This is a genomic window from Rufibacter ruber (assembly GCF_001647275.1).
Lineage (GTDB): Bacteria > Bacteroidota > Bacteroidia > Cytophagales > Hymenobacteraceae > Nibribacter > Nibribacter ruber_C.
The window spans coordinates 69,599-82,948 of record NZ_LRMM01000007.1; the positions used below are offsets into that span (position 1 = coordinate 69,599).

General features: G+C 51.8%; 7 protein-coding genes and 2 pseudogenes. 1 reads left to right on the top strand and 8 read right to left on the bottom strand.

Annotated features, from left to right (window positions below):
• Positions 1 to 143: 143 nt before the first annotated feature.
• The 8 genes and pseudogenes from A8O25_RS04645 to kaiC form a co-directional block, all read right to left on the bottom strand.
• Positions 144 to 1,573, bottom strand: a pseudogene (locus A8O25_RS04645) (TolC family protein).
• Positions 1,566 to 4,767: pseudogene (locus A8O25_RS04650) on the bottom strand (efflux RND transporter permease subunit). The pseudogenes A8O25_RS04645 and A8O25_RS04650 overlap by 8 nt, the downstream one beginning before the upstream one ends.
• A gap of 26 nt (positions 4,768 to 4,793) precedes the next feature.
• Entirely contained in the window at positions 4,794 to 5,882 is a 1,089-nt protein-coding gene (locus tag A8O25_RS04655; RefSeq protein WP_066831506.1) for an efflux RND transporter periplasmic adaptor subunit, read from the bottom strand.
• Positions 5,883 to 6,644: 762 nt separating this feature from the next.
• A complete protein-coding gene (locus A8O25_RS04665) occupies positions 6,645 to 6,989 on the bottom strand; it encodes a hypothetical protein (RefSeq protein WP_066831512.1) in 345 nt (114 codons plus the stop codon).
• Positions 6,990 to 7,359: 370 nt separating this feature from the next.
• Positions 7,360 to 7,752, bottom strand: a complete 393-nt coding sequence (locus A8O25_RS04675; RefSeq protein ID WP_066831517.1) for a response regulator — start codon at positions 7,750 to 7,752, stop codon at positions 7,360 to 7,362.
• Positions 7,753 to 8,019: 267 nt separating this feature from the next.
• Positions 8,020 to 9,126 carry a sensor histidine kinase gene (locus tag A8O25_RS04680; protein ID WP_066831519.1) on the bottom strand — a complete coding sequence of 369 codons (1,107 nt, stop codon included), beginning with the start codon at positions 9,124 to 9,126 and terminating at the stop codon, positions 8,020 to 8,022.
• Positions 9,127 to 9,952: 826 nt separating this feature from the next.
• Positions 9,953 to 10,246, bottom strand: a complete 294-nt coding sequence (locus A8O25_RS04685; protein ID WP_066831522.1) for a circadian clock KaiB family protein — start codon at positions 10,244 to 10,246, stop codon at positions 9,953 to 9,955.
• A gap of 63 nt (positions 10,247 to 10,309) precedes the next feature.
• A complete protein-coding gene (gene kaiC / locus A8O25_RS04690; protein ID WP_066831525.1) occupies positions 10,310 to 11,761 on the bottom strand; it encodes a circadian clock protein KaiC in 1,452 nt (483 codons plus the stop codon).
• A gap of 1,262 nt (positions 11,762 to 13,023) precedes the next feature.
• On the opposite strand from kaiC, the gene A8O25_RS23710 reads away from it, so the two are divergent.
• Positions 13,024 to 13,341 (top strand): JAB domain-containing protein, encoded by a 318-nt coding sequence (locus A8O25_RS23710; protein WP_074987939.1) that lies wholly within the window; start codon positions 13,024 to 13,026, stop codon positions 13,339 to 13,341.
• Positions 13,342 to 13,350: the final 9 nt, after the last annotated feature.

The following is a 13,350-nucleotide window of genomic DNA, read 5'->3' on the forward strand; positions in this document are numbered from 1 at the left end:
CACTATTAAAAGGAACTTCCCTTCCATTAATTCTTCCCTTCCATTAATTAAAAAGTGCCAAATAAAGCAGTCCCATGTGCAAATTGCACATAGGACTGCTTTATTTGGCACCGGAAGGGTATTACTCTGGTTGGTCTTTTCTGTTATTTCCAGCCGCCGCCAAGCGCCCGGTAAATATTCACTACGGCCTGCATCTGCTGCATCTTAGTTTCCACCAGATCAAATCTAGATTCCAGCGCATCGCGTTGGTCATGAGCACTTCCATGTAATCGGCCCGGGCTGAGTTGAAGAGCGTGTTGGAAATCTCGATGGACTGCGTGAGTGCTTCCACTTCTCTGGCTTTCAGGTCATAGCTTTTCTCCAGATTGCTGATCTTGACTAACTGATTCGCCACTTCTATGTACGCGTTCAGGATAGTGCGTTCATAGTTGTACACCGCCTGAATCTGCTTCGCGTTGGCGCTGTAATAGACAGCCTTGATCGCGTTTCTATTCACCAGCGGAGCGGTGATGTCACCGGCAAGGGAGTACAGCAAGGACTCTGGCTTTAACAGAAACGTTGGGTTGAACGCCTGGTAGCCAATTCCCGCCGAAATCCCTAAAGAAGGATAGAACCGCGCTCTGGCCACTTGTACATCCAGCTTGGAGGCTGCCAGATCCAACTCGGCCTGCTTGATGTCTGGCCGGTTGGCAAGCAGCTGCGCCGGAACTCCGGCCTGAATGGCTTGTGGCGTCAGGTTCTCTAACGGCTGGGTGTTTCTCTGTACCGGTTGCGGAAATCTGCCAATCAGGAAGTTGATACGGTTCTCGGCTTCGGTGATCTTCTGCTGAATGTCATACTGCAGGCTTTGGGTGTTGAGCACCTGGGCCTGGAAGCGGCGCACCGGCAACTCGGTTACCCGGGCCGCCTCTTTCTGCAGCTTCACAATTTTCAGGACATTGTTCTGCAGCGCTATGTTCTGCTTGACAATGGCCAGTTGGTTGTCCAGGGCCAGCAGCTCATAGTAGTTCTCGGCAATCTCAGAGATCAGGTTGGTCACCATAAAGTTTCGGCCTTCCACCGAGGCAAGATACCGGCTAACCGCCGATTTTTTGGCATTCCGCAGCTTCCGCCAGATATCCACCTCCCAGGTAGCATACGCGCCTACCATATAATCCTGCAGCGGCTCCGGCATTTCCTTGCCCGGCTTGATGTCCGTGGTCGCTTCTAGGGCCCCAATGTTGGTGAACCGGGCCACCTTGTCAACCCCAGCAGCCCCGCGCAGCCCCACAGAAGGCAGGAATTCGCCTTTTCTGGCTCTTACTTCGTTTCTGGTGATCTCAATTTCCTGTTGGGTGATGTTCAACTCTTGGTTGTTCTGCAAGGCTGTGTCAATCAGCGCCGTCAGGTAAGGATCGGTGAAGAAATCCATCCACTTCACCTGCGCGGTGCTGGTGGTATCCTGCGAGTTAGAATAACTCGCGGGCACGGCCGCATTCGCTGACTTCTGGATTAACTCAGGGGTTTTACAGGCTGAATAGGTGAGGGCGATAAGCGCTATCCCCAACCAATTCCATCTTCTATTCTTAAACATTTACTTCGGTGTCTACAGGTTGGGGAAAATTGTCAATGGAATGGACATAGTCCTCGGTTAAAGTGGTCTCCTCTTCATTTCTGATCAGCTGACGTCCATCGGCCAGATGGCCGAAGATGAAGTACAGCCCCGGCACGATGATGACCCCGAAGACAGTCCCGAACAGCATTCCGCCCATGGCGGAGGCTCCAATGGTCCGGTTCCCGATGGCCCCGGCCCCGGTGGCGATTACCAACGGAATCAAACCGGCGATAAAGGCGAACGAAGTCATCAGAATTGGCCGGAAACGCACTTTAGCTCCTTCAATGGCGGCATCGAGAATTGTGGCTCCCTGCAGGCGCTTGAGCACGGCAAATTCCACAATCAACACGGCATTTTTACCCAGGAGACCCACCAGCATGATGAGCCCGATCTGGGCGTAGATGTTGTTCTCCAGCCCCATGAGTTGGAGCACCAGGAAGGAACCGAAAATCCCCACGGGCAGGGAAAACACCACCGCCAACGGAATAATAAAGCTCTCATATTGGGCGGCCAGCACAAAGTAGACGAACGCCAACACAATGGCGAAGACGTAAATGGATTCGTTGCCGCGGGTAGCCTCATCGTACGAAAGACCTTCCCAGGCAATGTCATAGCCTTTAGGCAACGACTTAGCTGCTACTTCCTGAATGGCCTGGATGGCGTCTGCGGTGGTATAGCCTTTGGCCGGTTGCCCCTGAATGGCCGCTGAGTTATACAGGTTGAAACGGGTAATCTCATTGGGCCCCTGCGTCTTCTTCAGCTTCATGAACGCCGAATACGGCACCATTTCGCCCGCTTCGTTCTTCACATACAGATTCAACAAATCAGAGGGAAGTCTTCTGTATTTAGGGTCAGACTGCACGTACACTTTGAAGAACTGGTTGAACTTGGTGAAACCTTGCTCATAGGTACTCCCAATCAGGATGTTGAGATTATCCATGGCTTTGCCAATAGACACTCCTTTCTGCATAGCCATGTTGTTGTCAATCTGCAGTTCGTACTGCGGATAATTGGCGGCAAAGAAGGTGAACAAGCCCGAGAGCTCTTTCCGCTTGCCCAGATTATCCATGAACTCTTGATTCACTTTGTCGAACTCGTGGTAGTCGGTCTCGGAGTTTTTGTCCAGAAGACGCATGGAGAAACCTCCGGAAGAACCAAAACCGGGGATTGCGGGCGGCTCAAAGAACTCGATCACCGCGCCCAGTCCTTTGGATCGTTCCTCCAGCTCTTCCATGATCTCTTTCACGTTGTGCCTGCGGTCTGACCAGTCTTTCAGGTTGATCAGACACGTCCCCGCGTTGGAGCCCCGGCCTTCGGTCATGATCTCGTACCCAGCCAGCGAAGACACTGATTCCACGCCGTCAATCTCTTCACAGATTTTCTGGAGTCTTTGAGACACCTGGTTCGTTTTCTCCAGCGTAGAGCCCGGCGGTGTCTGGATGATGGCGTAGATGGTGCTCTGGTCCTCGTTCGGGATAAAGCCGGACGGCACAATCTGGTTTTCATAGAAGATACCGGCCCCAAAGGCGATCAACACCCCAAACGTCACCCATCTTCTGCTCACAATAGAAGTCAGCAAGCTTACGTATTTTCCGGTTAGTTTCTCAAAACCACGGTTAAAACGGTCCAGGGCCTGGAGAGGATATTGCTTTTCTTGGCGTGCCCGTGGTGGTTTTTCAGCAGCATGGCGCACAGCACCGGCGTAAGGGTAAGCGCAATCAGCGCCGAAATCACGATGGAACTGGCCATGGTAATGGAGAATTGGCGATAAAAAGTACCCACCGGACCCGTCATGAAGGAGATAGGCAGGAATACCGACACCATCACGGCGGTAATGGCGATAATAGCACCACTGATCTCGCCAAGTACTTTTTTCACCGCGCTGTAGGGTGAGAGATGCGGCTCTTCCTCCATTTTGGCATGCACGGCTTCCACCACTACAATGGCGTCATCCACCACAATCCCGATGGCCAGCACCAGGGCAAAGAGCGTCACCATGTTGATGGAAATGCCCAGGAACTGAATGATAAAGAACGCCCCAATCAAAGAGACCGGAACCGCCAGGATGGGAATCAGGGTAGAGCGCCAATCGCCCAGGAAGATGAACACCACAATGGCCACCAGAATAAACGCGTCGCGGAGGGTATGCACTACCTGCTCAATAGAGGCATCCAGGAATTTGGAGACGTCATAGCTGATTTTATAATCCATGCCCGGCGGAAAGTACGGACGCATCTCCTCCAGCTGCGCCTTCACATTGGCAATCACTTCACTGGCGTTACTGCCGTAGTTCTGCCGCAACACAATAGCCGCCGACGACGGCCGTCCAGGTTGGAATAGATGTCAAAGAATTCACTGCCCAGTTCCACTTTGGCAATGTCTCTCAGGTGAATGCTTTCCCCTTCGGCGTTCGCCCGGATGATCACATCATTGTATTCCTCCGGCTTGTTATACCGGCCTTTGTAGGTGAGCACGTATTCCAGCGACTGAGCGGCTATCCCTGAGCTTTGGCCTAACCGGCCCGGCCGGCCGATGATGCTTTGTTCCCCCAAGGCTTTCATCACTTCCTCCACTGAGATGTTGTAGGCGCGCATCCGGTCGGGGTTCAGCCAGATGCGCATGGCGTAGCGGCGGCTACCCAGAATCTGTGCCCGGGCAACCCCTTTGATCCGCTGGATTTCGGGGATCATCTTCACGGTGGCGTAGTTGAACAGGAACTTCTCGTCCATGCTCTTTTCCTTGGAATAGAGGTTGACGTACATGAGCATGCTGGGCTGTACCGGGGAGATCACCACGCCTTCGCGCTGCACCAGTTCCGGCAAAAGGGGCATGACCTGGTCTACCCGGGTTTTTACCCGCACCACCGCGTCATTGGGATCGGTTCCGGGCTCAAAGATGATCCTGAGCGTCGCCTCGCCGGCGCTGGTAGCATCTGAGGCGATGTACCGCATGCCCTCCACGCCATTAATGGCCTGTTCCAGGGTAATCAAGGTAGACTTCACCAGCACATCGGCACTGGAGCCCGGGTAGGCAATGAAGATGTTGACCGTGGTGGGAGCAATGTCCGGGAACTGGGAAATAGGCAGCTTTTTGATGGCCAGGCCGCCCACAAAAACAATCATGATCGATATTACAATTGCGAATACCGGTCTTCTTATGAATTTACTAAACATGTCTTCTGCTTTTTAGGACCCCTCCACTATTCCGCATATAAATTCAATTGCGCTAGGACAGACTTCGGCTCCACGTATTTTGAGTGTATTTTTTCGTTTTCGCGCACTAAACGCAAGCCTTCCAGCAAGATTCTGTCGTCTTTGGAAAGCCCTTCCTGCACCACATAGATGTGCGGCAGCTCCGCGGCCACGGTGATTTCCCTTGACTTGATCTTGTTGTCATTACCCACCACGTACACGTATTTCTTGTCCAGGACTTCAAAGGTGGCTTTCTGCGGAATAAGCAGGGCATTTTTCATAGGCACCTCCATCAGGATATTCCCCGTCTCGCCGTGCCGAAGCAGCCCTTTGGGGTTGGGGAAAGTAGCCCGGAAGGCGATGTTCCCGGTCTCGTTGTTGAAATCGGCTTCAATGGTCTGTACTTCGCCGGGGTAGTCAAATACCTGGTGGTTGGCCATTTCCAACTTCACTTTGGTGGTGTGGTCGTTTTTGAGGTTGGTTTTGTAATCCAGGTACTCGGCCTCGGGCACGTTGAAGTACACCCACATCTTGCTATTGTCAGAAAGAGTGGTCAGCAGGTCGCCTTCGTCCACCAAACTGCCCAGCCGTACCTGGAAATGATCCATGATGCCGTCAAACGGGGCTTTGATCTGGGTGAAGCCTAAGTGCACCTGCGCCATGGAGACTTCGGCCTTAGCCTTGTTCAGTTTAGCTTTGGCCATGGCCAGTTCGTTGGGAGACACCACGTTGCCGGAGGCCAGCTTCTTCGTGTTCTGGTACTCAATCTCCGCGAAACTGGCTTCGGCCTGGGCTTTCTGCAGCTCGGCCTCGTACATGGCTGGCATGATCTGAAACATGAGCTGGCCTTTTCTGACCGTTTGCCCTTCGTCTACATAAATCTTCTGCAGGTAACCTTTCTCTAAGGCTCTGATTTCAATATGACTGATGGCGTGGATCTGACTCACGTATTCTTTGGTGATTAAGGTGTCCTTCACCAAGGGACTGCTTACCAGAAACTGGGTGGCCTCTTCCTTTTCTTCTTTTTTGGATTCGCAGCCTGTATGGCACAACAAGACATACAAACCCAAAACCATGGGCATGAGAATTCTCTTCATGATACTTGAATTGATAGTAATTAGGGATGTGTAAAACGATATACTGGTGCGCCCTTTCAGCAGTAGACACAAGGGCGCGGTGCAGTAAATACAAGGAAAGGCAATATGACTTGCCTGTTGAATAACTTAACTTATTTCTGAAAACCTGAGACAGGTGTTGCTATGGTTTCTTTACAAAGCATACCGATACATTACGCCCCTCAAGTGGCAACGAAATGATTAACAAACCGGCACGGCACGAAAGAAAAAAAGCGAAGGAATAGGCGAATCGCCTAAAGAGGGAATGGTAAACTAGATCCGGAAGACCCGGAAGAGAAGATAGAATCTTAAAGGGGAGAAAGAGAAAAAGTCCTTACAGTACGTGAGGTTCTTTTTCAGAAAGAAAAGTAGAAAGGCTAGTACCTGGGCGTAGAAAACCGTGGCGAGAAAGGGGCCGGTCGCCTGGTTTTTCTTTAGAAGGGATTCGGTTTCCTCAATCTCCGTTTCAGCGACATATTTGTCAAAAGGGGTTTTTTCTGCGCTGGGGGAGGAATATGCTACTAGTAAGGAAAGGTCTTGGTGAACAGTGCCAACGGCGGTTTGTACTGTCCGTTGATTATTTCCGGAAGAAGCAATGTAAAGGCTTCCCTTATTCGCGTGGGCGTAGAGAAAACTATATCCGCTCAGCAGGAGGATACACAGGGAAAGAAGATAGTTCAGGAAAGCCTTTGGCATCTTGGGCGTAAAAGTAGAACAGTCTATCAATATAGACAACGAAGCTCTTTAGAGTTTTTCAATTTTATTGATTTTTCGGATAAACAGGACTGTGAAAGCGAGTAAATGTAAAGCCATCCAGTGCAGCGCCTTTGTCTCGAATCTAACCAAAAGTGCCTTGAAGCTGTCATGCCAGGCGTTGGCGTGCTCTATCACTGTCCTGCCTTTGAAGAGTTCTTCATCGAAACACACATACGCCCCGTCATATCTGCCATTCCTGGGGTTGAAGGCAATATTTGACTCAATCTTCATCTCTGCGCACAGGCACCTGAAGCTTTCCGAGTCTAAACAGAGGTCCGCGTTCAGAAACCGCCCTTCGGTCTCAATGCCTGCCTCCTGGATCAGAGACCGCACAGCTGCCTGAACACCGCCTCTATCTCAAACAGGTCATGGTGGGCCCCCTATACCGGCTCGCTGCAGGCAAGCAGCACTCCCTTGCTGTCAGACAGAAATAGGCTGTTGCAGGTTCTGGCGGCTTTCCTGGCCTGGTAGCCTACGCACTCCCCACCGTTCTTGCAAAGCGTCTGGCTTCTGTCCAGTTGCATTGAGGAGAGGTTAAGCAGCCTGCGCTTGCTGTGCAAAAGCTGCATCCATACCTTTTTCGGCCATGTTTTGTAATGCTTGATGTCTTGATTTTTGCATGTTTCTGTAGTTGAACATGAGGTTCAGGCTTGCTTGTGGTCCCAAGCCCACAACCTCATCAATTTTAGCTAAATTCTATTTCTCAGACATAGCCTACGATACCTGCCAAGGTTTCAAGTGTGAGCGGCTTTGGGAAGAAGGCAACTGAAGGGACCTCAGCGGGCCAGTTCAGGTTAGAGTAGCTGGCCTTCCCGCTGTTCAGGATAACCTTAGTGTGGCGGTAGTCCACCAGCCCGAGTTTGGCGAGCTCCTTTATGAAGTCCAGCCCGTTCATGCCCGGCATCTCGATGTCTGTGATGATCACCTGGGGAAGTGCTCCCATCTCAGCATCCCTTTTCAGCATCGCCAACGCCTCCGTACCTTCCTTGGCGGAGACAACCTCCACAAGCGGACTGTGTTTCCTGAGCAGTCGGGTCAGAATGAAAATATAGACACTATCGTCATCCACTAGCAGCACTTTCTTATTCGGATCCATCGTTTTCTACATTATGTCACTACAGTGACATAATGTCATTGCTTTTGAAGTCTCCTCCCCCGTCAGTGTTGGCAAAGGAGCAGCAGCCATCCAGGCCTCCTTTGCCCAGGAGGTTAGTTCCCGTGATCGGAACATATACCTTCTATACGTTTCCAGGGGAAGAACGAACTGGAATACCTGGAGCCAGCTCTATTACCATGGCTGGCCCTGCCTTACACCCTACCGCGGGAATTAGCAACGGTCAGCAAGGGAGGAACGGGAAAGGAATTATTTTTGGGTGGGGTTCTGCCTGAAATAGACCCTGAAGGTGGAACCTTCCCCCACGGTGCTCTCCACCTCGATCCTGCCCCCCGTGTCCTCCACCATGTTTTTGACGATGAACAGGCCGATGCCGCTACCTTCCACATCGTCCCGCAGCCTGGTGTAGCGGGCGAAGATTGCCTCCTTTTTATCCTCCAGTATACCCATCCCGTTGTCGCGGACGGTAAGCACGACGGTGTCATTCGCCCGCTCGGTCCTGATAAGCACCTCGGGCAACCTTTCCGGAGACCTGTACTTGATGGCGTTGCCGAGCAGGTTGTAAATGATACTCCGGATGGTTTTCCTGGGAATCCCGATCTCCGCCTCCCTGATCTCGGAGGTGATCTTTGCCTCGGACTCGGTAATCTTGTCCTTAAGGGAGAGGATGGCGTCTTCGATAACGTTCCCGAAGTTCACCCGCTCCGTGGCATTGGCGAAATCCATCTCCGCCTCCCCGATGTCCACCAGATCCTCCACCGTCTCGCGGAGCTTGGCCACGGAGAGTTTGAGCATCTCCATCACCTCCTTTGCCTCTGCCTCCGAGTTTCCCCCTTCGCCCATTGCCTCGTCCATGATATTCACCAGCGCCTCTATGTTGGACATGGGGCCCTTGATGTCGTGGTAGAGGGCGTGGATGACGACCTCGTGATTCCTGTTGAGCCGCTCGTACCCCTTCAGGATTTGGATGCGGTCATTGATATCGATGAAGGTGATGATGACGCCGTTGCTCCTGTTCTCCCTCCGGACGATGTAGGGCAATATATTCATCTGATACCAGACATTGTCGGTGGTCTGTATCTCCTTTTCCAGGCTTTTATTGCTACCGATCACCTCATGGATGTTCTCGATGATCGTGGGAAAGCGGATGTTATTGGATACTTCATCTATGTGTCGGCCAACGTCACTGTCAGAGAGTTTGAAATGTGTCATGGCCGCGGGAGTGAACTTGCGCAGGATCATATCTCCATCCACGAAAAGCTGAGGGATGATGGTGTTACTGAAGTAGTTCTCCAGCTCCTCGTTCAGCTCCGTGAGCTTATCCAGTTTATAGGTGTTCCCAGGTGAGTTTCCCATCAATAAAGGCGGCTAAGGTTATTAAATTCTAGAAGGATGGTATATAAAGGTGTTTCCCAGGACCCTACAATTGCTTTTCCTAAAATCATGCGGCAGGCCATCTTCTGGCTGAGCCATTTGGGTCAAGGGTTGCACGCCACGTCCACGGGTAGCCCTCTTCCATGGTGGAGGAGTGGTTCTCCAGGGAAGCTGCAGTGGCTGATATGCAGTTACCCCTCCTGTTTTTGGGTTTACATCATTCAACCCTCCTATACGGGAAAGGGTGATTCCCGACCATCTCCAGGCTTAAAGGCGTCTTGTTCTGAATCGGTCTGGGCAAGGTTCATTACTGCTTTCCGGTATCCCCACCGTTTATAGCGATTAGTCCTCCCTTATGAGCAGATAGGTAGTGGAGAGGATGGAGTCTTGCCTGGACCCCTCTTCTATGCCGGGGCTTATCTGTGTGGATACGCTCTGGATACGGAAACCGTGACCCAGTAAGTGAGTGACCTGATGAGCGGTATCATTCGATGTCACATGGTTGTTGTCGGGTCCGGGGCACCCCAACCTACTCAGCACTGTGATGACTCTCTGTTCCATGGTTTCACTGCAAGGTGTTGTTTCCGCAAGGTCCTGCTAATAAACGGTACCGCAAAGCTGACCGGGAAAAAGTTTCAGGGGAGAGAACGGGCTGTTGGAGATGCCGAATAGATAGGATCTTTCCCATCCATCCAAACAGAACTTTAGAGGAAATATACAGTGGGCATATCGTCAAATACATGGGTTTATCAATTGAGCAGGTCACCTCACTGCCGGATGATATACGCTGAATGATTAGCTGATCTTTTTACTGCCGTTGTAAATGGTCTACGTTAGCGATGCCCAAACCTGTCAGCACGCGGGTCTGCACGGTTAAGGCGCCAATCAGACGTACCTCCGGCTGGGGCCATTTCCTGATCAGGGTGGGGATAGCCAGGATACCGGCTTCCTCTGCCTTATCCGGGTGTTCCTGGATGTCGATAATCTCGAGCTGGTAGTCACCAGGGTAATATTTCTTGAGGATAGCATTCAGATTTTCCTCAGCCCCTACAGAAGTGGTGCTGTTTCTATTGATGAATAGTTGTATCCAATAATTAGTCATTTTTCTTGTCCTTGGTACTTGGATTCCCTTTATGCCCGGGAAGTTTTCTTTTTTAAACTTCCCTTAGGCCACTATCGGGGTGTTTGAGAGCAGGCCGCTTATACCGGTGATGGGCTGGCCTATCTGCATGCCTTCCTCGTTTATCAAGATCTGGCGGATGGAGGCGTCATGCCGGGAGCCGCGCATCTTGAGTACTGTGATGCTCCGCTGCATCTCGCCGGTCAGCTCCACATACCTCAAAAGAATGATGGTGTCGGTGATGGTGGCAATGTCACCCTCGGTGATGGAGGCGCCCCCGGTGAGCATGTGCGTGGTGGCGGTCAACATCGTGGTGACCCCATCGTGCTTCAGGAAATTGGTGAGTGCCACCACGAACTCCTGGAACCCTTTCTCTGACGGGTTGCGGGTCAGGGCCGAGATGCTGTCAAGGGCAATGCGATCAGGCTTAAATTCCTTTACCAGTTCCTGTATGTTGATGAGGTGGTCTTCCAGCGAGCAGACCTCCGGATAGGTGGAGACCACCTTCAGCAAACCGTCGGCCTCCAGTTGCCCCAGGTCCTGTCCCCAACCCTTGGCATTCCTGAAGATCTGTTCTCTGCTCTCCTCGAAGGCCAGGAGAAGGCACCGCTCTTGGCTTTCCTTGGCGCCATTGATGAAATTCGAGGCCAGCAGGGTTTTGCCGGCTCCCGTGGCCCCAGATACCAGGACGATGGAGCCTTTGAAAAACCCGCCGCCGCACATCTGGTCCAATTCCCGCACCCCCGAGGAGACGCGCTGGCCCGATGCCTGCTGGGTCAGTTTCATGGCTGAGATAGGGACAATCACCACCGCCTGCATAGGCACAATGGTAAAGGGGCTTTCCCCTTTCACGTGGTTGCTGCCCCTGAATTTCAGGATCTCGATGGTGCGCCGACGACGCTCGTTCGTGAGCACATTACGCAGGATCATGACATTGTCCGCCAGGAACTCCTCCACCCCGTACCGGGAAATGGCCCCGTATTCTTCGGTGCGCTCAGTGGTGATGAGGGCTGTGGCTTTCACCCGCCTGAGCGTCATGGTCACTTTGGACATTTCCTGTCGGATGATGTTATGCTCAGGAAAGTGGGTGAAGATGCTGCCGATGGAGTCAATGACTACCCGTTGAGCGTTGTTTTTGGCGATGGCCCTCTCCAGCCTTATCCTGAAGGCACTCAAATCGAATTCACCAATGGTGATTACGTCTTCCTCTTTGGGGGAGGCGTCTATAAACGTCCATTTCCCCTCTGATTCCCATAGGTCTATGTCCCAGCCGAACCCTTTCAGGTCATTCCTGATGTCCTCCACCTGTTCCTCAAAGGTCACGAACACTCCGTTCTGGTTGAACTTAAGGATTCCCATGGCCAAAAACTGGGCCGCGAATAGCGTTTTGGCGCTCCCGGAACTGCCAGCCAGCAAGGTGGTCCGGCCCATGGGCAAGCCGCCCTCGGAGATAAGGTCAAAGGCAACAATGCCTGTCTGAAGTTTGGGAATGCTCATAAAAGGTTAACTATGAAGGGGTGGGGTGATGGAAAGATACCAAACGCGCTATAGGTGAATGGCACTGTTTTTCAGGCGTCTGGAGGTAAAGGTAGGGGAAGGTAGTCAATAAAAGAACAGCAATGGAATAAATAGTAGCCTGCAAGAGGTTTATGCTTGTTGGGCCTTTCAATATAGGTGACCTCTTTTGATCCTTATAAAGTCTAAAAAACCATTGGATAGAGGCACGCCACCCCGTCCTTAAAGGGTATATCATGAATGGAACTGATTCCGCTTTGCATTAGACATTGGTCTAATGCAAATTCGCTTTGTATAAAACCCTCTTATGAAAGCCAATAACGGACAATATAATAAATGTGACCCTTGAATTTACTAAGTCGGGAACTTAAACAGCTATTATCAGATCCCCTATACTCCGGGTGCAAATTCTCCACCCTTGTTCAAATAAATACCACAGAGTAGGCTCTTTTCAATTTAGGGAACACGCAAAGTGTCCGGCAAGATGTGTTTTTGTCCACAGAATTACCCTCCTCCCCCAAATGGGCGAGTGCGGAAACCGCTGCGGAACTTGCGGTTTCAGTTTTCATTAAAGAGAGCATACCAGCTACGCGGAAAGGCATAACTCCTGGCTACTCCCAACTGATAGGCTACCCAAAAAACGCACCTTCCATTAGCTTTACCCCTTCCCCAACCTTTCCAGAGAAGTCTCCCCTTTTAAAAGAATCACCCATGCGATAGCTGTGGTGGCTGATATCGGCAGTATAAAGTTGCCTTAGACCTTTCCCAGTAGCAGACAATTCCTATGGCTTCTAAGTGAGAGGAAAGGGCATTCATTCCGGCGTGAAGGTAGCCCGCAGGTCCGGACACGGGACAAGGTAGTACTGACAAAATGGGTATCCCCTGCCGGGGTCCCTCCGCATTTTCACTGTCTCCACCTTGCCCTCAGTCCTCCCGCGGGCTGGGTGGGCACCATAATCAATTCCCTAACCTCCAAACATGAACGATTATGGAAACGACAGCCAAGAAAACCGTGAACTGCAGAGTGGCCCAGGTGAAACTGACTTACCGCTACAAGGTAAAACCAGCCAAGAGCCCAGGGATTACCTGCTCCTCCGACACACACGACTTACTCAAGAGAAACTGGGACGACGGGAAGCTGGAGTTCCTGGAGCAGTTCAAGGTGTGCTGCTCAACAGAGCCAACAGGGTGCTGGGCCTCTACGAGCTCTCCACCGGCGGCGTGGCTGCCCCAAGCTGATCTTCGTGGCCACGCTCAAATCGTGCGCCTCAGCCATCGTCCTCTGCCATAACCACCCCTCCGGGAACCTCTCCCCCAGCTCAGCGGACATACAGCTCTCCAAGAAGCTGAAAGAGGGCGGCAGCTTGCTGGGCCATATCATCAACACCAGCGAGGGGGTATTACTCCTGCGGCGGTTTGTACTGTACGTTGATTATTTCCGGAAGAAGCAATGTAAAGGCTTCCCTTATTCGCGTGGGCGTAGAGAAAACTATATCCGCTCAGCAAGAGGATACACAGGGAAAGGAGATAGTTCAGGAAAGCCTTTGGCATCTTGGGCGTAAAAGTAGAAC

Coding starts and splice junctions, on each gene's coding strand:
- A8O25_RS04655 (WP_066831506.1), bottom strand. CDS start 5,882: ATGAAGAGAATTCTCATGCCCATGGTTTTGGGTTTGTATGTCTTGTTG.
- A8O25_RS04675 (WP_066831517.1), bottom strand. CDS start 7,752: ATGGATCCGAATAAGAAAGTGCTGCTAGTGGATGACGATAGTGTCTAT.
- A8O25_RS04680 (WP_066831519.1), bottom strand. CDS start 9,126: ATGGGAAACTCACCTGGGAACACCTATAAACTGGATAAGCTCACGGAG.
- A8O25_RS04685 (WP_066831522.1), bottom strand. CDS start 10,246: ATGACTAATTATTGGATACAACTATTCATCAATAGAAACAGCACCACT.
- kaiC (WP_066831525.1), bottom strand. CDS start 11,761: ATGAGCATTCCCAAACTTCAGACAGGCATTGTTGCCTTTGACCTTATC.